At 42.3% G+C, this 26,677-nt stretch carries 28 protein-coding genes and 1 riboswitch; of the genes, 15 read left to right on the top strand and 13 right to left on the bottom strand.

Features of this window, described 5'->3' with window-relative positions:
• Nucleotides 1–281 precede the first annotated feature (281 nt).
• The 5 genes from QM454_RS05070 to fmdA all read right to left on the bottom strand — a co-directional run bounded on the left by QM454_RS05070 (nucleotide 282) and on the right by fmdA (nucleotide 4,255).
• The gene (locus tag QM454_RS05070; RefSeq protein ID WP_432362401.1) at nucleotides 282–1,427 is read right to left on the bottom strand and encodes a hypothetical protein; all 1,146 of its coding nucleotides are present in this window, start codon (nucleotides 1,425–1,427) and stop codon (nucleotides 282–284) included.
• Nucleotides 1,428–1,865: 438 nt separating this feature from the next.
• Entirely contained in the window at nucleotides 1,866–2,444 is a 579-nt protein-coding gene (locus QM454_RS05065; RefSeq protein WP_432362399.1) for a Uma2 family endonuclease, read from the bottom strand.
• A 76-nt stretch (nucleotides 2,445–2,520) separates the two neighbouring features.
• Complete coding sequence (locus QM454_RS05060) at nucleotides 2,521–2,667, bottom strand: hypothetical protein (protein ID WP_432362396.1); 147 nt, start codon at nucleotides 2,665–2,667, stop codon at nucleotides 2,521–2,523.
• A 127-nt stretch (nucleotides 2,668–2,794) separates the two neighbouring features.
• Entirely contained in the window at nucleotides 2,795–3,064 is a 270-nt protein-coding gene (locus QM454_RS05055) for an FmdB family zinc ribbon protein (protein ID WP_432362394.1), read from the bottom strand.
• A 12-nt stretch (nucleotides 3,065–3,076) separates the two neighbouring features.
• A complete protein-coding gene (gene fmdA / locus QM454_RS05050) occupies nucleotides 3,077–4,255 on the bottom strand; it encodes a formamidase (protein WP_432362391.1) in 1,179 nt (392 codons plus the stop codon).
• A gap of 606 nt (nucleotides 4,256–4,861) precedes the next feature.
• Between fmdA and QM454_RS05045 the strand changes: the two genes are divergently transcribed.
• Nucleotides 4,862–6,559: an MrcB family domain-containing protein gene (locus QM454_RS05045; RefSeq protein WP_432362388.1), complete on the top strand. Its 1,698-nt coding sequence runs from the start codon at nucleotides 4,862–4,864 to the stop codon at nucleotides 6,557–6,559.
• Nucleotides 6,531–8,963, top strand: coding sequence for a DUF2357 domain-containing protein (locus QM454_RS05040; protein ID WP_432362385.1), 2,433 nt, complete (start codon nucleotides 6,531–6,533; stop codon nucleotides 8,961–8,963). Before QM454_RS05045 ends, QM454_RS05040 begins: the two co-directional genes overlap by 29 nt.
• A gap of 142 nt (nucleotides 8,964–9,105) precedes the next feature.
• Here the strand turns inward: QM454_RS05040 and dapA are convergent, their stop codons facing one another.
• From dapA to QM454_RS05025, 3 genes are all read right to left on the bottom strand, one after another.
• Complete coding sequence (gene dapA / locus QM454_RS05035) at nucleotides 9,106–9,999, bottom strand: 4-hydroxy-tetrahydrodipicolinate synthase (protein WP_432362382.1); 894 nt, start codon at nucleotides 9,997–9,999, stop codon at nucleotides 9,106–9,108.
• A gap of 127 nt (nucleotides 10,000–10,126) precedes the next feature.
• Nucleotides 10,127–10,305: riboswitch (Lysine riboswitch) on the bottom strand.
• A gap of 92 nt (nucleotides 10,306–10,397) precedes the next feature.
• Nucleotides 10,398–11,120, bottom strand: a complete 723-nt coding sequence (locus tag QM454_RS05030) for a toast rack family protein (protein WP_432362379.1) — start codon at nucleotides 11,118–11,120, stop codon at nucleotides 10,398–10,400.
• Nucleotides 11,121–11,619: 499 nt separating this feature from the next.
• Nucleotides 11,620–12,045: a hypothetical protein gene (locus QM454_RS05025; RefSeq protein ID WP_432362376.1), complete on the bottom strand. Its 426-nt coding sequence runs from the start codon at nucleotides 12,043–12,045 to the stop codon at nucleotides 11,620–11,622.
• A gap of 278 nt (nucleotides 12,046–12,323) precedes the next feature.
• Here QM454_RS05025 and QM454_RS05020 point away from each other — a divergent pair, with 278 nt between their 5' ends.
• Nucleotides 12,324–12,512, top strand: coding sequence for a hypothetical protein (locus QM454_RS05020; protein ID WP_432362373.1), 189 nt, complete (start codon nucleotides 12,324–12,326; stop codon nucleotides 12,510–12,512).
• 109 nt (nucleotides 12,513–12,621) lie between these two features.
• Here the strand turns inward: QM454_RS05020 and QM454_RS05015 are convergent, their stop codons facing one another.
• On the bottom strand, nucleotides 12,622–12,858 hold the full coding sequence (locus tag QM454_RS05015; RefSeq protein WP_432362371.1) for a YkuS family protein: 237 nt from the start codon (nucleotides 12,856–12,858) through the stop codon (nucleotides 12,622–12,624).
• A gap of 265 nt (nucleotides 12,859–13,123) precedes the next feature.
• On the opposite strand from QM454_RS05015, the gene QM454_RS05010 reads away from it, so the two are divergent.
• The 4 genes from QM454_RS05010 (at nucleotide 13,124) to QM454_RS04995 (ending at nucleotide 18,321) form a co-directional block, all read left to right on the top strand.
• Nucleotides 13,124–14,584, top strand: a complete 1,461-nt coding sequence (locus QM454_RS05010) for a protein adenylyltransferase SelO (protein ID WP_432362368.1) — start codon at nucleotides 13,124–13,126, stop codon at nucleotides 14,582–14,584.
• Between the two features lie 120 nt (nucleotides 14,585–14,704).
• Entirely contained in the window at nucleotides 14,705–16,375 is a 1,671-nt protein-coding gene (locus QM454_RS05005) for a MutS-related protein (protein WP_432362366.1), read from the top strand.
• Nucleotides 16,376–16,493: 118 nt separating this feature from the next.
• Nucleotides 16,494–17,021: a sigma-70 family RNA polymerase sigma factor gene (locus QM454_RS05000; RefSeq protein WP_432362364.1), complete on the top strand. Its 528-nt coding sequence runs from the start codon at nucleotides 16,494–16,496 to the stop codon at nucleotides 17,019–17,021.
• Nucleotides 17,014–18,321, top strand: coding sequence for a DUF4179 domain-containing protein (locus QM454_RS04995; RefSeq protein ID WP_432362362.1), 1,308 nt, complete (start codon nucleotides 17,014–17,016; stop codon nucleotides 18,319–18,321). Before QM454_RS05000 ends, QM454_RS04995 begins: the two co-directional genes overlap by 8 nt.
• Before the next feature lie 212 nt (nucleotides 18,322–18,533).
• On the opposite strand, the gene QM454_RS04990 is transcribed toward QM454_RS04995, so the two are convergent.
• Together QM454_RS04990 and QM454_RS04985 are read right to left on the bottom strand one after the other, a co-directional pair.
• The gene (locus tag QM454_RS04990) at nucleotides 18,534–18,983 is read right to left on the bottom strand and encodes an ImmA/IrrE family metallo-endopeptidase (protein WP_432362359.1); all 450 of its coding nucleotides are present in this window, start codon (nucleotides 18,981–18,983) and stop codon (nucleotides 18,534–18,536) included.
• A 9-nt stretch (nucleotides 18,984–18,992) separates the two neighbouring features.
• Complete coding sequence (locus QM454_RS04985; RefSeq protein WP_432362356.1) at nucleotides 18,993–19,328, bottom strand: helix-turn-helix domain-containing protein; 336 nt, start codon at nucleotides 19,326–19,328, stop codon at nucleotides 18,993–18,995.
• 153 nt (nucleotides 19,329–19,481) lie between these two features.
• On the opposite strand from QM454_RS04985, the gene QM454_RS04980 reads away from it, so the two are divergent.
• From QM454_RS04980 to QM454_RS04970, 3 genes are all read left to right on the top strand, one after another.
• On the top strand, nucleotides 19,482–19,904 hold the full coding sequence (locus QM454_RS04980; protein ID WP_432362354.1) for a DNA-binding response regulator: 423 nt from the start codon (nucleotides 19,482–19,484) through the stop codon (nucleotides 19,902–19,904).
• A gap of 195 nt (nucleotides 19,905–20,099) precedes the next feature.
• Nucleotides 20,100–20,300, top strand: coding sequence for a BhlA/UviB family holin-like peptide (locus tag QM454_RS04975; protein WP_432362352.1), 201 nt, complete (start codon nucleotides 20,100–20,102; stop codon nucleotides 20,298–20,300).
• A 147-nt stretch (nucleotides 20,301–20,447) separates the two neighbouring features.
• Nucleotides 20,448–21,248 carry an N-acetylmuramoyl-L-alanine amidase gene (locus QM454_RS04970; protein ID WP_432362350.1) on the top strand — a complete coding sequence of 267 codons (801 nt, stop codon included), beginning with the start codon at nucleotides 20,448–20,450 and terminating at the stop codon, nucleotides 21,246–21,248.
• Nucleotides 21,249–21,343: 95 nt separating this feature from the next.
• Here the strand turns inward: QM454_RS04970 and QM454_RS04965 are convergent, their stop codons facing one another.
• Nucleotides 21,344–22,249, bottom strand: coding sequence for an NAD(P)/FAD-dependent oxidoreductase (locus QM454_RS04965; RefSeq protein WP_432362347.1), 906 nt, complete (start codon nucleotides 22,247–22,249; stop codon nucleotides 21,344–21,346).
• Nucleotides 22,250–22,383: 134 nt separating this feature from the next.
• On the opposite strand from QM454_RS04965, the gene QM454_RS04960 reads away from it, so the two are divergent.
• The 5 genes from QM454_RS04960 (at nucleotide 22,384) to QM454_RS04940 (ending at nucleotide 25,127) form a co-directional block, all read left to right on the top strand.
• Nucleotides 22,384–22,533 carry a hypothetical protein gene (locus tag QM454_RS04960; RefSeq protein ID WP_432362344.1) on the top strand — a complete coding sequence of 50 codons (150 nt, stop codon included), beginning with the start codon at nucleotides 22,384–22,386 and terminating at the stop codon, nucleotides 22,531–22,533.
• Nucleotides 22,534–22,598: 65 nt separating this feature from the next.
• Complete coding sequence (locus QM454_RS04955; protein ID WP_432362342.1) at nucleotides 22,599–22,754, top strand: hypothetical protein; 156 nt, start codon at nucleotides 22,599–22,601, stop codon at nucleotides 22,752–22,754.
• A 144-nt stretch (nucleotides 22,755–22,898) separates the two neighbouring features.
• Entirely contained in the window at nucleotides 22,899–23,795 is an 897-nt protein-coding gene (locus tag QM454_RS04950; RefSeq protein ID WP_432362340.1) for a carbon-nitrogen hydrolase family protein, read from the top strand.
• 4 nt (nucleotides 23,796–23,799) lie between these two features.
• Nucleotides 23,800–24,453 carry a GNAT family N-acetyltransferase gene (locus tag QM454_RS04945; protein WP_432363859.1) on the top strand — a complete coding sequence of 218 codons (654 nt, stop codon included), beginning with the start codon at nucleotides 23,800–23,802 and terminating at the stop codon, nucleotides 24,451–24,453.
• Between the two features lie 2 nt (nucleotides 24,454–24,455).
• Nucleotides 24,456–25,127, top strand: coding sequence for a GNAT family N-acetyltransferase (locus QM454_RS04940; RefSeq protein ID WP_432362337.1), 672 nt, complete (start codon nucleotides 24,456–24,458; stop codon nucleotides 25,125–25,127).
• Nucleotides 25,128–25,181: 54 nt separating this feature from the next.
• Here the strand turns inward: QM454_RS04940 and QM454_RS04935 are convergent, their stop codons facing one another.
• A complete protein-coding gene (locus QM454_RS04935) occupies nucleotides 25,182–26,273 on the bottom strand; it encodes a CotH kinase family protein (protein ID WP_432362334.1) in 1,092 nt (363 codons plus the stop codon).
• Nucleotides 26,274–26,677: the final 404 nt, after the last annotated feature.

Genomic DNA, 26,677 nt, shown 5'->3' with positions numbered 1-26,677 from the left:
CTCACGCGAAGTGAGGTTTTTTGGTGGAATCAATCCTAAAACTCCATAAATCCCGATTTTCACGCATAAACCGCCAGAAAAACGTATAAATCCATTCAAAAGCGCATAAATCCGACTAGAAACGCATAAATCAATTTTTTCGCGCATAAATTAGTAAAAGCACGCATAAACCTGCTTGCAATGAAATTAAAAAGGCATTCGGTGCTTTCTCTACGAAAAAACAGACATCCATATTAGGATGCCTGTTCGTAAGTGACCGCTAATGACAGCCTGAACTTAATTTAATTCTTTAATTTGTATGTGACATGATAAGAATCATTCGATGCATTGTAATGCACGGTAACGGTGTAGTCAATGCCAGCAATTTTAACATCTCTTGTAGAAGGGTTATTGCTTTTTGACTTCGGATTCGGATTTCCAAAATTACCGCTTAGGTTCTCTTTCTTTGTTGTTCCATTTAACTCATATGAAGCATTCACTTTAAACTGATTTTTATTCTGTTCGACAAGAATGAGTTTTAGGTTTTTCAACCCTACTTCAACTTCACTCACCGGTGCTTCAGGCGCCATATAAGATACCGTTTTCCAGATAGTTCCGAACCTATCTGCTACAGAATGGGTGAATGTATGCATTCGCCCTGCTGTAAGATCAGTTTTTGTAACGGACTCCGTTCTATCAAACCCTTTGCTATCCGTGATATAGACATTGAATGTTGCAGAGTACGTTTTTGCAGCTGCATTAAATACCCACGTTGCCTGTGGTGAGAATTTAAAATCTTGGTTTGCAGTTGGAACCGTTAGTTTTTTATCTAGGATAGTCACGTTATCCTTCAAACCGCTCACTACTAGCGATTTCGCTCTAACAACAGGATCCCCAACTGACCAATTCTCCACCTCATCGTACAACAATGTGAATTCATTGTTTGAACGGTCGTACGCAGCCCAATTTGTTTTTTCTGCAACTGTGGATTTGATATACGGAACATGAATCGTTTGCGAAACAGTTGGTGCGGTTGTATGAGTTTTTCCTGCGTTCGGTCCACCTCCTATATAAATGGTATGGGCTGAAATATCGAATGTCGCGTCACCTTTAATTGCCGATACATCAACTACCGTTGTATACGTCCACAATTTCCCGCCGACCTCTTTTACCGTTGCATTTACCGTCTTGTCACCTGGTCCAAGGATTGTGACGACAAGTTGTGGTCCATCAATCTCAACTGTACCTGATAGCTGAATTTCCTTGGCATACCGTGGCACAGTGACATCATTAACCTTAATAACACCTGTCCGGGCATTTTGCACCGTAAGTGCTGTTTGTTTTGTAACTGTCTTCGGGGCTGCAGTCACAACTGCACTCCCTACACCAAAAATTAATGAACTAGCAACTACAGTGGACAAAACCTTCCGTGAAAAAACTTTCACCATATAACACACTCCTCTTACTATTTGTTTTATAAAGGTCCGTAAAGATGGTCATGCCACGTCAATACACTGAAAATCTATGATAAAATCATATAGAAAATGTACAGAAAAAGAATCATTTTTCAAATCGAGTCAAAAAGCCCCCCTTTATAAGTTGCCCACACTAAAATTATTTTAGCTTGAAACTAGTTATCCTCTATATATATGTTCAGATTAGAAAATCGCCAAGACTTCTTCAGAGATTTGACGTAATAGATATTAGGGTGAATTTCTTAAGGAGGTTAATGTGAAATTTTCCAAGCGGTGATAAAGTGAGCTGAAGCGGTGATAACAAGCCAACGAACGGTGATAAAGCCTTTTAAAGCGGTGATAAACTATTGCGGAACGGTGATAACCATAATCGCTCAACAAAAAAAGGACTACCCGAAGATAGTCCATCCGTCAGCCTTGTAAAATGCTTTTCATCTCAATCGACAGCTCTGTAAATATGAAAGAATGTAACGTATCATCCACGCCAACCACCTGACGTCTGCTATATAGGCCGTCCGTAAGAGCATACACTTCAATTGTAAGATTCAACGGATCAACAAGCCAATATTCCTTCACACCAGATCGCTCGTATAACGTAAATTTCTCATTCCGATCTTTCAGCGCAGTAGAAGGGGATAAGACTTCTACAATCAAATCTGCGACTCCAATCGCACGGTTCGGCTGAAGTGTCTGCTTCTCGCAAAAAACAGAAATATCCGGTTGCACAACAGTATACTGATCGTTTTCATCCAGTTGCACATCAAAAGGGGCCACGAAAACGGTACAACCACTTTTTCCAAAATGGGTCCGCAAGGCAAAAAGCAATTCAACGACAATTCGCTGGTGAGCCGTAGAAGGAGCAGGCGTCATATTGAATGGAACCCCATCAATCAATTCCCATCGCCCATCCCAACCACTGATGTCAGCAATTGTAAAACGTCGGTTTGTTTCTGTCTGTGCCACTCGAATCGCCTCCTTTATTTCCTCCATTCTAACATACTAATAATTCAAATACCTTTATGGGGAATGAAAACAAAAAGGACTACCCGAAGATAGCCCTTACCAATCAAACATCCGACTCAACAATATGATTATCATCATGCATCGCACTTTCATAAGCTACGAGCGTCACACCGAGCTCTTCCTCCAAAGCACTCAATGCCTTCAACTGTACCTCATTTAACTCCGCAAGCGGCGCCTTTTCTGGCATCATCGACTACACACCCTTTCAAATTTACCGTTAGGGTATCCATTCGAACGCGGGATATACAAATGACGATACGCAAAAAAATCCACATAAGCCCGGAGAGCCTCAGTGGATTAAACTTGTCCTATTTAATTTATCCAACATGCCAAGGACGACTGACCTTCGTCTTTCTCTTCGGCTGTTTGGGACCTAATTCAGCCCGCGTCATGCGCTGGGGCTCCATTCCTTTTTCAATGCGTGAACTCACTTCTCTTGAAAGGGAATAAAGATTAGGTGCTAAAAAGACTCTAGTTGACACGTGGCCACAGTCCGGGCAGTCTGCTATTTCTCTATTGCCGGCCATTGATTTGAAGAACAGCGTAAATTCACCACAGTCCTTGCAACGGAATGTATAACTAGGCAAAATGAGTCCTCCTTATTTCGGCATAATATCTCTATCGAAAATTTTCGTAGGAATCGCGATTGTACAGCAAGCATTAGGAATATCGACGATGCCGTTAATGCGCCCCTCAACCGGTGCTGTACTTAAAAGCATATACGCTTGCTCACCCGTATAACCGAGAGTTTTCAAATACTCAATCGCATTCAAGCACGCCCTGCGGAATGCAATATTTGCGTCCAAATACGTCTGCTCTCCATTGCGGTCATCAACCGAAATCCCTTGGAAAACGAGATAATCATTGTAATTCGGCTCGACCGGACCAGGCTGGAACACAGGGTTTTCGTAGATTTTGTACTTCTCCATACCACCCTTAATAACGTCCACCTTCAACTCGATCCAACCAGACATCTCAATCCCGCCGCAAAACGTAATTTCTCCGTCACCTTGTGAGAAGTGAAGGTCACCAACTGACAACTTCGCCCCTTCGACAAATGTCGGGAAGAAAATCCTCGAACCCTTCGATAAGTTCTTAATATCACAGTTTCCGCCATTTTCCCGCGGAGGAACCGTACGAGCGCCTTCCTTTGCAACCCTATCAAACTCCGCTCCCGATAACGTACCAAGCACAACACTTTCTGGATTCGGAGCATTCGCAAGCGCAGGGACCCGGTCAGGATTCGTATCAATCAATTTCTGCTCTCGCTCATTCCACTTCTGCAACAGCTCCATAGAAGGGGCGACGCCAATTAACCCTGGATGCATAAGCCCTGCAAATTTCACGCCAGGCACATGTCGTGAAGTCGTATAAATACCTTCAAAATCCCAAATCGACTTCGCAGCATCCGGATACTCGTCCACTAAAAAGCTTCCACCATTCTCCTTCGCAAAAATCCCGTTAAAACCCCACTCATACCCTTGATGCGTTCCGATATCTAAAATATCGACAACAAGCAAATCACCAGGTTCCGCACCATTCACATACACCGGGCCGCTCAACACATGAACACGCGAAAGATTTACTCTTCGAACATCCTCCGCACTATCATTGTTTTCGATCTGCCCATCCGTCCACTCCTTACAATCCATCCTAAAAGACGTCCCAGGTTCCACAGAAAAAGCAGCAGGAATATCCGGATGCCATCGATTATGACCCGGATGTGCTTGCTCTTCCATCGGCTTACTCAAATCAAGTACATACATCGTCTTTGCCATTCCATTTCCCCCTATCAAAGATTTTGAATGCGCTTCCATATTAGCAATAATATAGTAAACTGTCAAATTAATATGAAAGTTATAATAATATAGTTAAATTGGTAATTGAGTAGCGTAATTGGTGTTTCCGCAGTACGCATTTAAATCTCGGGGCGGTGATAAACAGTCGAAAGTCAGTGATAAATTAGCTAGAGTCGGTGATAAATCCATTCTGCCAACAAAAAAAGGACTACCTGGAGATAGTCCTTATCAATCAAACATTCGATGCAACAATACGATTGTTATCAAACATCATACTTCCACTAGCAAACCACAAAATCATAAACTAGTGTTATAATGGGAAAAACCATTCGTCTGAAATTTTAATGAATAATAAGGGGACGAATCATGAGATATAATGAAGAATTTTTATATCTGTGTTCGGTAATAGGGCTGGATTGCCCCTTTTATAATGGTGACATGAATATTGGAAGAGGAAATAAATTAAATGAATATTCGTTATTGACCCAGAGTTATTAAGGGTCTAATGAAAGTTTAATGAAGTCGGAAAATCCATAAAAATATACTATATTAATTTTATTTAGCTATAGAGAGGATTATAAATCAATGAATACGCAATTGCATACAAAACTAAAACACATTTTAAACTACTATTTGAAATCAAAGAGTGAATCGTTAAGAAGTCATCCTACAGCTGATTTAGTTTGTAGACAAGTTCCGTCCATTATTAAAGAATTGCCGTTTGTTAGCGAGGAATATAATGTTGTAGGTTCTGTCGGAAAGGGTAACTGGGCGTTTGTTCCATGGATTGCAGTAATGAATAAAAGAATTACAAATTCTACTCAGCGTGGTTATTATATTGTCTACTTATTTAGCGAGGATATGAAAAGTCTGTATTTGTCATTTGCTCAAGGAGTTACAGAAACATCGAAAATTGAGATGCTCAGAGTGAAAGACGAGATTCGGAAAGTAATATCAATAGAAAAACGCTTTCTAAAGGATGACAAGATATATCTTGGGGAATCTAAGCTTGCTAAACAGTATGCCAACTCTACAGCCATATATATTAAATACGAGTTTGATAACTTACCTAACGATGTACAGCTGATAAGAGATTTAGAGTATATGATTACATATTATGAACAATATATTTTCTATAGGAACAATACACCAGTACAGGTTAATGAAGGTGATGAAACAAACATGGCTAATGGTAATTTATCTATTGAGACGTTAGTGAATAATATTCACTTATATATTAAGTCAAAAGGCTTTAATTACGCTTATGAGGATGTAGCAAACTTATTTCTCAGTCTCAAGTCAAAACCCTTTGTCATCATCTCTGGTATTTCCGGTACCGGTAAGACGAAGATTGTCCAGTTATTTGCAGAGAGTGTAGGGGCAACAGAAGATAATGGCCAGTTCAAATTAATCCCCGTAAGACCTGACTGGAGTGATAGTTCGGAGTTATTGGGCTATGTAGATTTAAAGGGCGATTTTACTAAAGGACCTCTTACGGAAATAATTGAACATGCATTAGATAATCCTCACTTGCCTCATTTTGTATTGTTGGATGAAATGAATTTGGCGCGGGTTGAGTATTATTTTAGCGATGTGCTTAGTGTCATGGAGAGCCGTAAACGTGATGGTGATGAAATTACATCATCTACTTTATTGGATGAAAAGTACACAGGGCAAGCGATTCGATTACCCGAAAATCTTTACATTATCGGTACCGTCAATATGGATGAAACTACACATCCATTCAGTAAAAAGGTGCTTGATCGAGCGAATACCATTGAATTCAATGAAGTATATCTAAATAACTTTAATTACCTAGACGGCAACGACGAAGCAGTGGATTCAGTACGTATTACAAATGAACAACTAAAGCCTACCTATATTTCCTTGAAAGATATTTATTCATCCCATATGTATTTAGTACAGAAGGTTTCTCAAAATCTCGAAGACATCAATAAAAAATTGAAATTGATAAACGCCCATGTAGGATATCGAGTGAGGGATGAAATTTGTTTTTACATGGTACATAACCATGACTCGAGCTTATTGGATGAAAAGGATGCATTTGATTTATGTATTATGCAAAAGGTATTACCTCGCATTACAGGTGGTGATCGCCGGGTTGAGTCGCTGTTAGAACAATTATATGAGCAATTTACTTGTGTTCCTTTTGATGATGAAAATGTTCAAGAATCTGTGGATTATCGACTGAGCGTTATAAAAATAGTAGATATGTTAAGGAGGTACCGAACTGATGGCTTCACGTCTTTCTGGATCTCCTAAAGACAGAGAGTTAGTGGTTATTGAAACCACTGAACTAACATGCGTCATTAAAGGACCTGCTGAACATCCACAATACGGTAAACTTCGTGGGTATAATTCTTTAAAGGTAGAAGATTATATGAAGTTTCAGTGCCGTGCAGAGAATATAATAACTATACAAATATATGATGTGATAACTGAAGAGCTGAAACTTTATTCAGGGCAGGAATTTATTCCTGTCTTTTTTGAAAATGGACAGTATGAAGTAATTATCATACCTAAGACGGAGGATGAATTGACGTTTTATCATGAATACCCTCAATTCCGAGAAGCAATTACGAAGGTATCTAGGGTCAATTTACTAACAGGCATTCTTCATTTTAGAAACGAAGTTGGCCTTACATCTTTTGAAATCCTGGATTCCCGTAATCGTAGGCTAGTGGACGTTATGCTGGAAATCTTCCCAGCAAAGCTGGATTATAAGAAAGACTACAAAGCGTTACTGAATGAAGTGAGTGAGGAAATCTATAATTTAGCTTATCACTTTATTAAACGTACCTATTTGCAAGGCAGTGCAAAGATATATAAAGATCCGTCTCTAACTGAGTTTTACCGTCTAATGCAACTTCACTATGAGCAATATATACGGGCTGTTGATCGTATTGAAATAGTATCGCATCATCAGCTGCAAAAGCATTATATTGAAGTACGTGGCAGCCAATTAAGAAAGCCTGATCAGAGAACGTTAGCTTATTTACGCAGAAATTCTAGTAAGTTTGTAGACGTACCGAATGGAATTCCAATTGGAGATAGGACAGTCATGCCTTCAAAAGGTCTTCTTTTGAAAAAGGAGCACACTGCTGACACTCATGAAAATCGATATGTGAAATGGACGATGGCAAGGATTATCACTCGTTTGAAAGAATTGAAAAGGGTGATTGAGGGTGCTTACACTTGGGGATACAGTAAATTAGATAACGAGCTAATTGGTATGCTGGATCAGATGATATCTGGCATTGAAAAGCGACAAAAGAACATGTTTTGGCGGACTATAGGGAAGCTCGATAGATCAATCATTAGTTTGGTTTTGCAAATGGCACCTGGGTATCGTGAAGTGTTAGTTGTTTATACAACAATTAGCAAGAGCATCATTTTGCAAGGTGAGATCTATAAAATGTCTGTTAAAGATATAGCCACGTTGTATGAGTATTGGACATTTTTAAAACTAGGACAACTACTAGCAGAAAAATGTGTGCAAGTCAGTCAAGACGTTGTCAAAGTTAATACAGAAGGCCTTTTTGTCAATTTGGACAAGTCAAGAACGGCGGAAAGAAAGTACATCCATCCTGTAACTGGCGAAGAGATTACGCTTAAGTATCAATATGATACCTCGAGCAATAGAGTACCGACCGTCCAGCAGAAGCCTGATTCAATGTTGAGTATAGGAAAGAAAGGGAAGGACTATCAATACCAGTATGTCTTCGACGCCAAATATCGAATTGATTTTGAAACAAGCAGCATGCCTGGGCCAATGCAAGATGATATTAATACGATGCATCGTTATCGTGATTCTATAGTTGTTAACACTTCTGGCAGCTATGAGCGCACTGCTTTTGGGGCTTACGTTTTATTTCCTTGGCATGATGAAATGGCCTATAAGAATCATCCGCTCTATCGAAGTATTGATAGCGTTAATATTGGTGGTCTTCCTTTTTTGCCAAACCATACAACTCTGGTGGACCGATTCATAGATAGTTTATTGAATAAAAGTCCAGAAGAACTACAACAGGAAGGCATATTGCCAAAGGGATCGATGGAACCTGTTGAGATGTATTCGACTGACTATGTGCTTGTTTGCACTTTCTTTGATAACGAAGTTATTCAAAGATTGTTGTCTACGAAGGTGTATGTAATGAAGATTGCCGATTTGAAAGAGGGATGGAATCGCATTCAATTTATTGCCGTCTTCGACAATTCTAAAAATCAATTTAGTTTCTATAGCAAAGTTGTTAAATTTGAAATCGAAGATGAGTATATAAAGTTTACGATTGAAAATTGGATCTCAAAGAAAATTGATGGGATGGGCTATGAAGTCGATAACCATGCAATGATCCCGTATAGTTCTTTTCTGCAGGCAAATTCACTCGCAGAATTACACACGAAAAATGAGGAAGAACTTATTCTATGGAAAATCGTTAATCGTATATCGAATAATGTGCTAGTGAATTTAGATCACCGTATTATTAACTTGGCAAAAAGAGTAATATCTTTTGAGTTTGATGCTTATAGGTTGGAAATGCATCATGATGAAAGAGAATTACTGTTTATGGGTAGGGGCTTTGAAGAAAAGATTAACATGGACTTAATTCTTGATAATGAATCATATATTTTTCAGAGAATGGTTGAGTTAATCTACCCAAAATAAACCCGAATGAATAAAAGTTCTGGTCGTGCTCAAAATGGATGGATGTTTTGGGATGGATTGAATGAGAAAAGGGATAAGGAAAAATAAAAGAAGCAGAGCCCGGTTTTTCAGGAGCTCTGCTTTTATTATATAAGCCATTAAATCACGAAACTTTAACCTTCACTTCTTTATAAATCTTCAGCGCTTGTTGTAGTGAACGCTGTTGCTCTTCATTCAACGGAACCATCGGCAAACGGACGCCGCCGACTGGGATTCCTTTTAGGTTCAAGGCTGCTTTTACAGGTGTTGGGTTTGGAGCTGCGAAGAGTGCTTTCATCATCGGCAACAGTCTGCGATGGTCGCTAGCTGCTTCTTGGATATTGCCGATTTTGAAGTTTCGGATCATCGTTTGCATTTCATTCCCTAACACATGGGAGGATACGGAAACGACGCCTGTTCCTCCGATTGATAGTACTGGAATGGTCAGTGCGTCATCACCGCTATATAATGTAAAACTTGGCGGTGTACGTTCGATAATTTGGGCCATTGCTTCTAAACTACCGCTCGCCTCTTTGATGGACACGATGTTCGGTATTTCTGAAAGACGTACAACTGTGTCGACGTCGATATTTACAACAGTACGTCCTGGGACGTTGTACAGCATGACCGGTAAAGAGGTGGCTGCTGCGATTGCCTTGAAGTGTTCGTATATGCCTTCTTGGGAAGGGTTGTTATAGTAAGGGGCGACGAGCATAACTCCGTCGACGCCTACATCTTCTGCAAGCATTGTCAGTTCGATCGATTCTCTTGTGTTATTCGAGCCCGTGCCTGCAATGACCGGTACTCTTCCATTCACAACTTCCACTGTAAACTTGAATAATTTGACCTTTTCTTCGTTCGTTAATGTCGGGGATTCTCCGGTCGTTCCTGATACAACTAAGCTGTCAGATCCATTGGCAATTAAATGATTGATCAAGTTCCTTGTTGCTGGGAAGTCAATTTCACCATTTTCATCAAAAGGAGTTACCATTGCAGTTACAATTTGTCCGAAATTCATTGTTTCTCCACATCCTGTCTTTTATTTTGGTAAATAAAATAGAGGGTGAAGGGCAGTTGAAAATGAACGCAAAAAAGCAACAACGAGGGCTCGTTGTTGCTTGAAATAATAAAATAAATTATTTCTTGCATAAGATAGCCCTCCATATAGTTTCCTATATGACAATCCTGGACTTGTTCAACCCAGAACCAGCTTCGAGATAAATGAGAGTCTCTCCACTTCGGCAAATTCCCCTTTCCACAATCTTCATAGGACCTCATTATCCTCTGATTGTGTACTGATGGTCTTTGCGCCTCTATCCTTACTTCAAAACTTGCGAAATAAGATAATGTTAAATTATCTATGACTTTACATGGAATCCGACAAAATTGCAAGTCGAAAATGAAAATAAAGTGAATCTATTCGGAAATCCTAAATTTTACGTCCCCAACGCCAATGTCGAGGAAAAGGTCAATAGTAACGTTCGAATCAGCATAGGCTTCATTTACATAAACACCGTCGTTTTGTCTAGTGAATTCTTTTAAATCCACGCTACCAAGCCCTTTCTTGACGGTTATTCTGACACCTGTTTGTTTCGGGAGAATAAAGGTTACGTCCCCGACACCCATATCCATATCGGCACGAAAGCCCTTGCTCCAATCACCGCTTAGGTCGATGACGGAATCACCTACGCCGCTATCGATAGAGAGGCTGTTTAATTGCAGCCCTTCTAGCTTCAATGTCGATTTTGAAACCCCCATGTCAACGTTCAAATCGATAGGAATCTCATTCGTCAATTGTAGATCCCAATCGTTTTCAAATTTACGTGTGTTGAAGCCGAACGTTGTTTTTTTACCTTGCTTAATTTTAACGGAGCCGACGTCCTTCCGTTTCTTATACGTCACTTTCGGTTCTAGACTTTTATGATTATAGTAAAAATCCCCACTGATCCATTCCGGGGCCCCTCCTTGAACGTACAAGTCGCCAACTCCGAAGTCGATATCCACATTTAGTGCAGTAGCACCGTCTTTTGCAATCGAAATTTCATTGCCACTTGCCTTTGCAAACCACTTGTTGTAACCGTAAATACCGGAGACCACGAGAATACCCGTAATTAACGCGATCCATAACAGCTTATTCATAGTCATTTCCCCTTCATCCCTATTTTCTTCTATTCTACCCTATTCAAATGAAAAACTTGCCAGTCGCATGTTTGATTTTCATATACGTCTTAGGGCTGAGGGAAAATGCATCTTACACACGAATTCTTATTTCCATCTCACATGTTTGTCCGCATTTATTAATAGAATGGTTAAAAGAGTGACGAAAGGATGAGGAATTGAAGCGGATATATTTATATGGACTAACAGTCTTCATCGGAATGGTACTAGGCATACTCATTACAATTCTAATGGAATCGTAATTTTTCAGAATATTTTCCGCCACTGTGCAGTAAACTATTCAGTTTATTCACTTCAATTGTATAGTGGTGAAAGGTAAAACAGGATGCGATACTGTTTGACCTTTTTAAAACTGTATAAAAATTACCTGGAGTGAATTGTCATAAATGCACCGTGCACAGGCGCAGACACAATTTATGACAAAAAAACAGAACCAACGGCTGCTGTTGGTTCTGTTTTCTTAAGATTTATTTACATATTTATTGTTTTCTAAGTCGAAGATTCGTAATTTAATGCTCGAGAGCTCTTTCGAGATCGCTTGTCCTTCAGCGATACGCTGGCTAGTTTGGTGCTCAAATTGACCGCCGATTCCTTCTAAAAGGTGATCGACTCGATCAAATCGGCTGTGCATCTCTAATTTCAAACTATCCATTTCAGACTTCATGCCACCAACTTCGGATTTTAGTCCGCTCATTTCAGACTTCATGCTACCTACTTCAGATTTTAGTCCGCTCATTTCAGACTTCATGCTACCCATTTCAGATTTCAAGCTTCCGACATCGGATTTCAAGTCGCCCATTTCAGATTCAATATTGTCGACCTTGGCATTCAAACTGCCCATCTCTGACTTTAACCCTTCAAGCAACTGCAGAATTCTTTCCTCCATCCCTTTGTTCTCCTTTCCTGTTGTCTGCTGTCTAAACTATACGTGCGTTTCTGTTATCTAAATTATACAGGGGAAATAAATAAATGTCCATACAAAACAGAACGTTTATTCGGTCCCGGGAAGCCTTTACACAGCTTATTTTGAACGAATAAAATTGAAAAAGTATGTACACTTACCTCTTGTCCTGTCGTCGAACCAACGTACTCTATGGAGAGGGGGAGTGACACTATAGCGAATTGTATTTCTCCCTTGTCAAACAAAGGGGAGGAGGTATGGACATGTCACTATTTTTTGAAGATGAAATAGAAAAAGTGAAGAGGAAGTTAGATGCATCGGGGTTAGAGAAATTGATGTCGCAAGATCCCCGCTTAAATGGCCAACTAGATGAGCTTCGAGCACTTCAACGAAAATATAGGATACAACAAAAGGAAGCTTCGCGCAGGCGGCAAACGTATTACTATGCGTAAATAATCAATCTGCCCGCCAATCGTTCAGTCGATTGGCGGGCTCTGTTATGTTGTGCAGGGGAAACAGAATCAGTGGCGGTCGCCATAGATTCTGTTTTTTCGGGGATGCTTATTGGAGGAGGTTTGCTTTCTTATCAACGGCTTGGACGACTTCGTCAATCGACATACCTTTCATCGTAATGACGGGGAAATTAAATTCATGCGTATCCCCTTCGTTAATAGCACGGACGATGCCGAGATCATAGCCTGTAACATCTTCGTTCGTTTGAAACATTTTCGCTTCATAACCTTTTGCCAAGAGAGCATTCATGACGTCTTCATATGGTTGTTCAACGGCAATTTTCATTAATTCCATTTTCCTCCTTTCACCATCCATTTAACTTCTACTATACGATTCCCCGTATTCATAAATTTATGAGCAATACCGGCTGCCACTCGTCGATGGTCGGGCCGTTGAAGGTGGATGGCTACAAGTTGGCCGATGGATAAGGTTGCTTCTTTTGCTGTAAGATAAGGGGTAGAAGAATAAAATGTCGTGGAATGAAAAAAGGTTCTACATTAGAATTCCTTAATTGTGAAGCGGACATCTTATGAAATAGGAGTTGAAAACGATGACAGAGAGCAGAAAAATTGGTTGGCATTTCGATAATAGTTACAGCCGTTTGCCGGAACCATTTTATGCAAAGACAGATCCGGAAAAAGCTCCTTCACCAGAACTGGTCATATTCAATCATCCGTTGGCAGAGTCGCTCGGATTGAATGCCGAAGCGTTGCAAAGTGAAGAAGGAGTGGATATCCTCGCCGGAAACCGAATACCTGAAGGCGCTGCGCCAATTGCGCAAGCATATGCCGGGCACCAATTCGGCCACTTTACAATGCTTGGGGATGGACGAGCCGTTCTACTTGGAGAGCAAATGACGCCTGAAGGCAAGCGGATCGATATTCAGCTAAAGGGCTCTGGAAGGACACCATTCTCTCGTGGCGGCGATGGTAGGGCAGCGCTCGGTCCGATGCTTCGAGAATTTATCATTAGCGAAGCGATGCATGCACTCGGAATCCCGACGACGCGGAGCCTTGCAGTCATAGTGACAGGAGCACCGGTTCAACGTGAGGAACCATTGGAAGGAGCTGTGTTGACACGAATTGCAGCAAGCCATATCCGTGTCGGTACGTTCCAATATGCAGCCGCGCGTCAAGTCGTCGAGGATTTGCGGACGTTGGCGGATTATACGATTGATAGGCACTATCCGGAAGTAGCAAATGACCCAAATCCTTACGTGTCACTGCTCCGAAAAGTGATGGAAAAGCAAGCGTCGTTACTTGCCAAATGGCAGTTGGTCGGGTTCATTCACGGCGTCATGAATACAGACAATATGGCAATTAGCGGCGAAACGATCGACTATGGACCGTGTGCCTTCATGGACACGTATGACCCGGCGACCGTCTTTAGCTCCATCGACCGACAAGGCCGCTACGCGTATGGCAATCAACCCGGAATTGCCGAATGGAATCTTGCCCGTTTTACCGAAACGCTTTTGCCGCTCTTTGATGAAGACCAGGAGAAGGCTATCGACATTGCCGAACAGACGCTTTCAGGATATGCGAAGCTGTATCATGGTTATTGGCTCGCGGGAATGAGAAGTAAGCTTGGTTTGTTTAATGAAGATCAGCAAGATGAAACGCTCGTGAAAGATTTGCTAAAGATCATGAAAGACAATCAAGCGGATTACACGAATACATTCCGTGCATTAACGATTGGCGATTTGAACGCACTGCCGATGTGCAAGACGACTGAGTTTAATGAATGGCATGCTCGCTGGAAGGCGCGACTGGAAAGTGAAGCAAAATCGGAATCTGCCGTGAAACAGCTAATGCGCGAAAACAATCCATCCATCATTCCGCGAAACCACCGTGTGGAGGAAGCATTGGAAGCAGCGGTTGAAGGGGACTTTAGCGTGATGGAAAGTTTGCTTGCCGCACTTGAAAATCCATATGCTTACTCAGCCGATCAAGAAAAATACGTCGCACCATCTGCATCGGAAACTCCGTATAGAACATTTTGTGGGACTTGATTTGCCGAGCACTCATAATCACCACGAAAAGACCAAACCATTATTGGATTTGGTCTTTTTTGACGAAACCAAATCCATTTTCTTCCGTATATAAGATAATCAATCAGATGGGGTGGTATCATGTCATATACAATTCTAATCTTTTTAGCAATCGTCTCAATCGTTGTCACTATCCATTTACTGACGAAGGACAGGAAGTTGCGGAAGCAATTTCGACGGGAATGGGAATCTGGGATATTTAGCAGACTGCATGAAGCGCCCGAATCAATTGCCTCGTACTGGAAGAACAAAAAGAACAGCGTATCAAGTTATGATGGAGTCGATCTGCTGACGTGGCATGATCTGTCGATGGATCAGGTTTTCCAAAAGATCAATTATACGCAAACGAGCGTCGGGTCAGAGTATTTAGTAAACCAGCTAAGGGATATTACACTGTCCCTCGACCATTTCGAGGAAGACGAACAACTATACATAGCATTGGAAAACAATCAAGAACTTCGGGAGGAAATCCTGCTTATATTGTCCAAGCTCGGCAAGCGCGACTATACAAATTCCTCCTCGTTTTTTTACGATAAATCCCATAAAGGTCTTAATAATCCGAACCTATTCCTCATTCTGGCATTGTTACCGGTCGCCTCAATCGCTTTACTGTTCTTCCAACTGAAATGGGGCCTCCTTTGTCTATTTCTATCATTTATAATCAATTCATTTATGTATTACCGCCATAAAAATGCCCTGGAATATGGCCTGCATTCTGTTAATTATGCTGCATGCATTATCAATACAGGAAAGAAGCTAGCGTCATTGCAAGAAGCACCAATTTCCAAGTATACGAACCAGTTGAAGACCAATATGAAACCGCTGAAAAGAATATTGTTCCTGAGTAATTTTGTTTCCATTGGAAATAAAGGCGGGGGAGAATTCGATGTTATTTTTGAGTATATCCGTATTTTATTCCTCATCGATTTTATTTCCTATAGCAAGATTATAGACACAGTAACAAAGCATGCAGAAAGTTATCGTGAAGTTTGGCAAGTCATCGGGAAGCTAGATGCCGCAGTGGCGGTTGCCTTTTATCGGAACACGCTCACTTCCTACTGCACGCCTAACTTTACCGATTCAGAGGAATTGTCTTTCACTAACATGGCACACCCGTTACTTGACGAACCGGTAACCAATACTTCCCGATTAGGGAAGTGTACACTTATTACAGGATCAAACGCTTCAGGAAAATCGACGTATAGTAAGGCTGTCGCAATTAACGCCATTTTAGCCCAAACAATTCATACTGTGCTAGCTGATGAGTGGACGATGAAACCGAGTTTTGTTGCGACGTCAATGGCCGTGCAGGATAACGTGTTGGAAGGGGATAGTTACTTCATTGCAGAAATAAAATCATTGAAGCGTATTATTAAGCTGCTTGAAGAAGGAAAACCGTGTTTATCCGTCATTGACGAGCTTCTGAAAGGGACAAACACGGTGGAACGGATCGCCTCTTCCGCTGCTATGATGGATTGGCTGTCAAAAAGCAAAGGAATTAACATTACAGCTTCCCATGACATTGAGTTGACCGAAATGATGAAGCATTCCTATGAAAATTATCATTTCACGGAGACATTCAAAGACGGTGATATTCATTTTGATTATAAAATACGATCTGGTCCTTCCAATTCAAGAAATGCGATAAAACTACTCGAAGTGTTGGTTTACCCGGAGCATATAACCGAGCAGGCAAATCGATTGGCGAAGGATTTCATGAATGAACGTGAGTGGGAAGTGCTTATGAATTGAAAATGAGTGCCATCTAACGCCCAGAGATTTTCCGCTGGGCATTTCTTTTGAATCTTTTTACATAACTTTTGAACTTTTTTAAGTTTACGCAGTCTAATATGTAAGGAGGGCGAATGAGGTGTTAGAAATAGACGAGAAAGCGATAAGTGAAAAGGCGATACGTGGTGACGATGAGGCCTTTCTAGCGCTCATGCAGCTTCATAAAGAGGCGCTCCTTCGAACGGCGATTGCATTCTTGAAAAATGAGGCGGATGCATTAGAAGCACTTCAAGAAATAACGTATCGGGCGTATAAAAATATTCATACGGTTAGAGAACCGGCGTATGTGAAAACGTGGATGATCCGCATTATGATGAACTATTGCCAAGATCAGTTGAAGATAGGTAAACGGTTTATTATAACTGGAGAAGTGGACGAAACGATTGGCAAGAAAGATGTCTACCAACTTGAATTGGCTGAAGCACTTGCCACATTGAAACCAGACGAACAGCAGTTGATTTATTTAAAATACTTTCAGGAAGTGAAAATAAGGGAAATCGCAGAACTATCAAGTATACCGGAAGGCACGGTGAAATCGAGGCTACATAAGATTTTGCGGTCGCTTCGGAGTCACTTTGGGGATAAAGGAGGAATGAATCATGTATGAGAAGGAAGAAGGAAAACTACTGGAAATGAAAGATCAGCTGGAGAAGATTCACCTACCTTTGGACGAAGCGGATGAAGCGATTCGCGCAGGATTTGACCGAGCGAGACGTGATAAGGCGAAGGCGCGGAAAAGGCGTAACAGGATTTGGTCATTAGTTGCGGCTGCACTGCTCTTCTTCACATTTGTCACCTCAATCCGTGTGTCGCCGGCATTTGCAAATGCAGTTGCGTCGATACCAGGGATGGAAAAGTTCGTGGATTTGATTCAGTTTGATAAAGGACTTGAAGGTATTTTTAAAAATGACTATTACCAAAAAGTCGATGCGGTTCAAACGAAAAATGGGTTGACGTTGACGATTGATGGCGTCATTTTGGATGAGACCGGGATGAATATATATTACACGATGCAGTCGAAAGAAGCAGTGAATGGGTTTAGTATTCAATACGTCGACTTGGAAAACGCTCCGCCGGGCGGAATATCATATGGCGGCGTCTCCAGTCCATTTGAAAAATCCAGAGAATGGGCCAGTGAAATTAAGTACTATTTTCAGAAACCTACTTTATTTAAAGACTTATCTTTTACCGTGGAGATGGATGTTTTATTCCAAGGGGAAACTATTTCGTTCTCGTTGCCATTTGAGCTGAAGGAGAACGTGAAGCAAGGTAAAACAATTGTTGTAAATGAAGAGGTCGAGATTGAATCGCAAAAACTCACGATTAAGGAAATCACCATTTACCCATTGCGTGTCGCCGTGCATATTGCTTTTGATGAAGCGAATTCGAAGGAAATCCTAGGGTTTGAAGATATGCGATTAGAGGATGAGAATGGCGAGGTCTGGGGATCTATCCAGAATGGCGTAAGTGCTAGGGGTGGGGGAATCTATTATCTGCAAAGCAATTATTTTGAGGAACCTAAACAGCTTTTCTTACGCATCAATAAATTGCAGGCATTGGACAAAGATGAAACTACTTTGGTTATTGATACGGAAAAAGGCGAAATCCTCAAAGGTCCGAAAGATGGCAAGTTGAAAATTAAAGATTCTTCGTGGTCTGGAGTGCACCTTGTCATGCCGAATGCTGGAGACGATCCAACACATTCTTACGATATGATTTCAATAGGTAAAGATGCAAATGCCAAGGAGATTTATATTTCATCGACAGGAATGCATATGGATGAAGAGGGAACGAGGCATTGGGATATGACGTTTGATACATCAAATTATACGAACCCACTTCGCTTGGAACTGACGCGTTATCCTAACTACATTACCGGTAATGTAAAGATTGAGCTGAAAAAATAATGAGTTTGACAGGCAAGAGCTCATAAATCGTCGCAGCCGCTCATAAATCCGGAAAATTGCTCATAAATTGTCGCAGGCGCTCATAAATGCGAAAAATTGCTCATAAACCATTACAAGCGCTCATAAACTCCAAGAAAAGACCAAACCATTTTGGATTTGGTCTTTTTTGTCTCTGTAGACAAAACGTACGTTCGCTTTGAAGCCAAAAAAAATTACTGCTTCCTCAAATAAAGCGGGTCAAAGAAAATCTCATACCCTTTATAACTCGTCGAAACACCAAATCGGGAGTAGTAATGAGCAATAGACGTCTTCAAATAATCTTCCGTCACCTCAAGATGTGTGCACACTTCCTCAACCGTTTTGAAACCCAATTCATGGCATTCGATCAATTTATCCAACGATACAATCTTTTCGTACCCCCATCTTCTCGCAAGCAGCTCCAACTTCAAATTCGTCAGCTTCTGGAGGTCCGTAATATCGCCGTACGTCGTTTCGTAATGGCCGATTTCCTCTGCCAAAATGCAATGTTTTTCGTACAGACCCCGATTTTTATCAATGAGCACGACATCGTCCATATAAAGGCCCGCAAGCCCCGGTGGCAGCGTTTTTACTTCCTTTATGAGCAAATGGGGATATTGGGCAATCAGGGATTCATAGGTCATGAAACCACCTCACTTTCGTTGTGACTTAATGAATTGAATGTATCTTTTTATTTCTGCAAGCTCCTCCTCAGTTAGATCGTCGTCGATATGGGCGGCAATCGTTTCAACTGGTGATGACTTTTCAGACACGCTTAACCCGAGCATTTCATCCAATGAAACATGAAACGTTTCGGCAATCGCTTTAATCATTCTCGTTTTCGGTTCGATGGAATCGGACTCCCACTTCGATACCATCCCTTTTGTAATCGAGAAACCGAGCTTTTGATTAATTCGCTCCGCAAATTCCTCTTGGGATAATTTATGTTCGCTCCGGATCTTTTTAATTTCGCTGCCTATAGAATGCATCATGCAACCCCCTATTCGTTAAGGATAGTATAGCCCGTAGTTTCTTTTATGACAACTATTTTAATAAAAGTGGTTGTAAATGAAACCTACGCATGATAAATTAATTACTACAAAGTTTCATTAATGAAACCAAAAGCATGAGGGGTGATTTTTATGACGAAGGAGGAAATGGTTCAACTTTTGAAGGACTATCATTGGATGATTAACAGCGTCAAAGTTATTCGAGAAGGGATGAATGAAGTCAGTGAGGGAATGACGGCGCGGTACGGACTAGAAGCGGCGATGCCGAAAGCGAGCGGCGGACGTCCGAGCGATCCAATTTACCGGGAATTCAACAGAAGGGAAAGGCGATTGAAGAAAGTGTACGAGTATGAACGGAAAATTCAACTTGTACAGGAACGAATTCCGCTTATTACAGAAGACCGTGAAATCGAAGTGCTACACTGGTTGCTTGAAGGGAAGAGTTTGCGGTGGATTGGTCGTCATATGCAAGTGTCGGACCGCCAAATCGGCAGGATAAAAGATGCCATCATCGACAAGATGTTGCAAATGTCGCATATGCCGCATATGTCGTAGAAATGACGAGGCGAAATCTTTCGAGTTACAATGGGTGCAGGCCAAGTATCCAGCTTCGAATGGCAACTGCTCGAGTCACAGTTACCCGCCATTCTCCGCTTAGGAAATCGGTCACGAGTAGCATAACTATCATAGAATTTAAAAGAACGTCCAATGTGGCGTTCTTTTTATTTTCACTAAAAAAGGAGGGATGGCATGACCGCTAAAGAGTTGCTCGGTTATTTTTTGACGCAGGGCCCGTTTGCAGTCCTGTTCGTTTGGTTGTTTTGGTATCAAGTGAAAAGTAGTGAGTCGAGGGAAATGCGTTATCAGTTTTTATTGGAAGCGATGGCGGAAAAGTACGATGACATTGTGGAAGAAATTCGACAAGTAAAAGAGCGGTTGCCAAAGAAATAGGCATCGCTTTTTTTATTGGACAGAAAGGAGGTGATGCCGTTAAAAAACGGACTTTAGAAAGGAGGTGGTCACGATGTAGACATCAAAAAAGGTCAAAATGTCGGACGGTCACGGAATAAAAAACAAAAAACGAGAGGAAGATGAAAAATGGTTAAAATTTATATCGATCCGGGGCATGGTGGAACAGATCCGGGAGCACAAGGAAATGGACTGAAGGAGAAAGATGTGAATCTCGCAATTGCGACACGCGTTAAGAACATGCTCGAGAATGAATACTCCAATGCGACGGTGCGGATGAGCCGTACGGGTGATCAAACTGTCGAACTGATACAGCGGACGAATGACGCGAATGCATGGGGTGCTGATTATTATTTGAGCATCCATATTAATGCAGGTGGTGGGACGGGCTATGAGGATTTTATTCATAGCGCATTGTCGGATTCGTCGACGACAGCTCAACTGCGGAATACGATTCACGCCGAGATCGTGAAGCTGATTGATATGCCGAACCGTGGAAAGAAGAAAGCGAATTTCCATGTGTTGCGAGAAAGCAATATGCCTGCGATGCTGACGGAGAATGGATTCATCGACAATGCAACAGACGCTGCGAAAATGAAAACATCTGCATGGCTCGACAAAGCGGCAAGGGGACATGTTAACGGACTTGCCAAAGCGCTCGGCTTGCAAAAAGTAAGCAATCCGCCGCCGACAGGTACTCTATACCGCGTCGTCACCGGTTCCTTCACAACGAGAGCCAATGCCGATCAGCAAGTTGCTGCTCTTAAAGCGAAAGGCTTCGATAGCTTCATTGATGTCGTCGTCCTAAACGGCGTTACGTATTACCGGGTTATTTGTGGCTCTTTCACGGACAAAGCGAATGCGGACAAGCGAGTGGCTGATTTGAAAGCTGCCGGATTTGACGCATTCATACTTGTCGTCACTCAATAATGGACAAGCGACACTCAACGCGCTCACCATTGTAGTCAGTAACTGACAAGCGCCTGTGCAATCAATTCGTGCACAGGCGCTCTTACATATTAGATTCAATCATCGAAGTACTCATTCGTCAAATCCCCATTCACCCCAATAGCAGCCGCACTCCCGGATCCAGCCGCAATGACAAGCTGCGCTGGAACGATGTTTGCGGCATCTCCCGCGGCATACACATTCCACACATTTGTCCTGCCATACTCATCGGTTTGGATGCCACCGTACTCATTCAGCTCACAGCCGAGCTCTTCTGCAAACTGATTGCAATGGCTCCAAAGGGGAGTGACGAACCCGCCGGCGCGGTCAATGAGCGTGCCGTCTTCAAGCCGGATGCTCCGCAATTGTCCGTCATCACCTTCCAACCCGGCGATATTGTCTTCAAACACTCGGATGCCTTCCGCAAGCAGCTTCTCACATTCATCCGCCTCGAGTCGCCCTTCGCCATTCGTAAACACCGCCAAATCTTTGCTCCAAATAAACACTTCTTTCGCGAGCTTGTACACGTTTTTATCCGCAATGACGGCGAGCGGCTTATCACGAAGCTCCCAACCGTCGCAGTACGGGCAGCTGAATAAGCTTGTGCCGTAGAACTTTTCGATATTCGGTATGTTCGGCTGCTCGTCTTTCAAGCCTGTTGCTAAGATGATTTTTATCGTTTGAAAGCTGTTGCCTTCCGCTGTTTCCAGTTCAAAATGGATGTTGTCGAGCCGTTTAATGGAGACGACTCTTTCGCTTTTTATTTCCACAGAAGGGTAATTCGCAATATCCCGATGGGCGAGGCGTCGGAACTCGCCTGGTAGAATACCGTCACGAGTAATGAATCCATGGGCCTCACGCGTCACCCGGTTACGGGCGTGATTATCATCGAAAAGCAGCACCTTTCTTCTCGCTCGTCCAAGTACAAGGGCGGCATTCAATCCAGCCGGTCCACCGCCAATAATGAAACAGTCATACATCATGAATCCATTCATCCTTTTTAGTGCAAGTGTACCCTTGCGAAATGAAAATAAGCTTTACGTATGGCGAGGACAAAAAACATTTTCGGTTCATGAAAACATGCCGGCTTACTTATACTGAACTATGGAGGGATGAGGTGGAGAAAAAGATGGTAGAGCGAGGCATTGGCCTTGGATCTTGTTTAGCTGTCGTCATTTCATGGAGTGTGTATAAATCAATTCTTTGGGCCATTTTTCATGGAATACTTGGATGGATATATGTCCTTTATTATGCATTAACGAGATAACCCGTACGTTTTGGATGAGCTCATTTTTGGGAATACTAGACGTATCAACTAAAGGGGTGATCATCATGAAAAGCTATGCTGGCGATAAAAATGATAAATCAAATGGACTTTCAAAAGACTCCGCTCAGATGGCGAACGAAGCAGCTAAAAAAGCAGAAACGCAGCTAGAGTCAATTAAAGAAGAAGCCCGGAATGAATTGAAGAAACAGCAGAAGCAATAGATGAATGAATGAAGGATGCCTTCCGGAATGGGGGGCATTCTTTTCATCCGGATAGAAAATCTATCAATTTAGAAAATAAAGAATGACTTTACCCTCCCCATGTATTATGATGTTGCTGAATACAAATAATAGGGGGTTAGGTCAATGAAACTTCGCGTTTCTGCTGTGCAATATCATTTGCACACAATCAGCTCCTTTGAGGAGTTTGCGGCGCAATGTGAACACTACATTCGCAATGCTCAAGAGTACGATGCTGAGTTTGTTTTATTTCCGGAATTCTTTACGACGCAATTGCTTTCCATTGGTGATGAAAACGGAAAAGCGCTGTCGATCGATGCGCTACCAAGCTTTACAGATCAATACATCGAACTGTTCACAAAGCTAGCAAAAGAAGCGAACATGCATATAATCGGCGGCACTCATGTTTTGGAGCGTGAGGGGCGCCTTTATAATGTCGCCCATCTATTCTACCCGGATGGCACAGTGGAGGAGCAAGCGAAATTGCACATAACCCCTTTCGAAATAGAAGGGTGGAATATGGCTGCGGGCGATGAGTTGAAAGTGTTCGACACGGAGAAAGGTAGAATTGCCATTTTGACGTGTTATGACATCGAATTTCCTGAAATCGTCCGGATGGTAAAGGCGATGGGGGCGGATGTCATTTTCTGTCCGTCTTGCACGGATGATCGTCATGGGTTTCATCGCGTCCGGTATACGAGCCACGCGCGTGCGATTGAAAACCAAGTCTATGTCGTGTTGACAGGGACGGTCGGCTCCTTGCAAACTGTCGATCTTATGCGCGCGAACTTTGGGCAAGCCGCAATCATTACACCGAATGACATTCCGTTCCCTCCGAAAGGGTTAGCAGCGGAAGGCGAGATCAATCAAGATATGCTCGTCACGGCTGATCTCGATTTAAGCTTGTTGTACGAAGTGCGTGAGAAAGGTTCGGTGACAACGTGGCGCGATCGCAGAACCGATTTGTATACAGATTGGGAAGCGACTTCAAACGGGAGTGAGAGCCGTGACCTATCGCAGTGAAGTGATGGTTCCCTATAATGGGGGCTTCATTCCTGTCGTTGTCCGCAATTATACAAGGGAAGACTTCGCTGCGATGGTTGCTTTGCAGGCGGAATGCTTTCCGCCGCCATTCCCAGAGGAGCTTTGGTGGAATGAAGAGCAATTGGAGAATCATGTGAGCCTGTTTCCAAAAGGTGCCATTTGTGTTGAACATAACGGTAGACTTATCGGATCGCTTACAGCGTTGCGTGTAAATGTTAATCCTAATGAGCCGGAGCATACGTGGGAAGACGTTACGGATGGCGGTTATATTCGTACGCATATCCCTGGCGGCGACACGCTCTATATTGTCGACATTTGCATTAGCCCGGAGTTCCGGAAGGCGGGGCTCGGCAAATGGATGATGCAGGCGATCTATCAGCTTGCCGTCAAGCTAGATGTTGAGCGGGTACTTGGCGGAGGGCGGATGCCTGGCTACGGGAAGGTCGCAGGAACAATGTCTCCGGAGCAATATGTCGATGCCGTCATTCAAGGGATATTGAAGGATCCGGTCATTACATTTTTGCTTCGGTGTGGACGCATGCCTGTTACGTTAATCGAAAACTATTTGGAAGATGAAGAGTCGCATAATCATGCACTATTAATGGAATGGAAGAATCCGTTCAAGAGGGGGAACTAAAGATGGAATTTATTCGCGTGAACAATATTGAAGATCCGCTATTTGCGAAGATGCACACATTATTGGGGGAGATTTTTCCGCCGGAAGAGGTTTTAGAATTCGAACTGTGGAAAGAGCCGCTTGAGGACCCGAGCATCCGTGTTTTTGTTGCAGTGCATGAAGAGGAAGTCGTCGGTGCGACAGAATACCGCTATTATCCGAATTGGAATATCGCGATGACGGATTTTACGATTATCGGGCAGTCGGGCCTTGGCATCGGTCGTTTCTTAGCGAAAAAGCGTGAAGAAGACTTGCAACGGCTTGCGCACGAAAATGGCAAGACGTTGTTCGGCATGTTCGCTGAAATTTACGATCCGTATGAACGCGAAGATTTCGCTTTCGGCGGTGTTATGGCGATGAACCCGTATGTCCGCAGGGAAGTGCTTTCCCATCTCGGCTACAAGCGCCTCGATTTCGAATACGTCCACCCTTCGTGGAAAAACGACGGGGAAGCGGTGGAAGGACTCGATTTCTGCTTCATGCCAACGGATGAGCAAGTGACGGAAATTCCAGCAAGTCTCGTCGTTGATTTCCTAACGGATTACTATTCCGTCTTGTCGAATAAACCACAGCGTTGGCTCGATATGATCGATGAGCTAAAGAAGAAAGAAAACGTGGAGCTCTATCCACTATAAACGTAAAATCCACGCAATCCTTACAAAAGGCTGCGTGGATTTTTGCCTCTAAAACTAATTAAGCAGTTCAATCTCTCTTTTAATAAATGCCGATCGTTCTTCGATATACGTACAAATGTAGTCGGGTTCGTTGTCAAAGAGATCGATAGAGTCCTTTTTATACGGATCCAACAATACATAAGGGCGAAGCGTTGCGTGCATTCTTTCTATTTTTGGCTTCAAATAATCCACAGTGAATTGATGGCTCATAATATCCGTTAACAAACTTTTGTATTCGTTCCGGAATGTTTTACAGTCGAGAATCCTTGCTGTCAGTGTATTAAAACCTGTGATTCGTAAGTAATCACTTTCCATTTCTTCGCCATTTACGTCCCGCCCCCATGTCGCGTCGTAATCCCAAGGGATGATTTCATATAACCCGCTCTCCTTATTCCGGTAAAGTGCGTAGTTATGCACAAAACCATCGAAATTTTGAGTGAAAACGACACCGGCGAGCCAACGTAAATAGTTATCCACATGTATATAATTCACAATTTCCTTGTCAAAGTTATCCCTCGGAATTGTATTAATGTCGATAATCATTTGATGTAAATGATCTATGTCTTCTTGCGTCCCGCATTTTTGCTCATATCCAATCGTCAGGGATTTTTTCACTTCATTGTCCAAGTCGCTCATTAACGAAAAATTAGCGTCCCCATCGACTGCATAAAAGATAGAACCAGATGGCAATTGTCGATTTGTAAGGAATTGCTCATCGACTGATTCCAATTCTAAGTACACCCCTTCGTTTCTACCATTCACTTTCAAAAAGACAAAGCGGGCTTCTGGTGCTAAACAACCGATGTCGTTAAAAAAATCAAAGGAAAGTTTATTTCTAACTAATGATGGATCCTTAAATTCAGCATTCAGATGAAAGACATTAGCATTTCGATACGTTGCAGGCTTGTATAAAGAGATTTGATATGACTTTTTTGGGAAGTCGCGGATATGGGATCCCCGATACGCGATGTCTACTTCGAATTTTTTTCCGTTTATCGTTAGCTTTGCAGAAACAGGCTCATCAATCCAAATATCTTTTCGGAGTTCATTTAAATCTAATGGGTGAATAAAAAGTCGATATTCAGGTAGTTTCTCGGTAGCTCCCATGAAAATCCCACCCCTTCGCTTATTATTCTATTTCTATGAATAATAATGAAAGATGTTTCCGTTACAAAATTTATTGTAAACTGTGCACTTACCTCTCCCCATGTTAAGTGTGGAACGTACTTTAAGAAGAGGGAGAAAGTCGTGTGAAACGCGCGCTTCTATCTCTTCATCAAGAGGGGAGGATTGGACATGTCACTCTTTTTTGAGGATGCAATACAGAGAGCGAGGGAAAAGGTTAGTCGTTTAGGGCTTGAAGACTTTATGTTTCAAGATCCTCGAAGTAACAGAAGGACTTCACGGAAAAAACGTAGAACTAGCAGAGTTCGTGCAACCGACCGCGATCGCCGCCGCACAAGTAGGGTTAGAGTAACCTTATGCAATAGATGTGGAAACAGAGTTCGAGT

This window comes from Sporosarcina sp. UB5, assembly GCF_050859005.1.
In the GTDB taxonomy this organism is placed as follows: Bacteria; Bacillota; Bacilli; order Bacillales_A; family Planococcaceae; genus Sporosarcina.
This window is presented reverse-complemented; position numbering and strand designations above follow the sequence as displayed.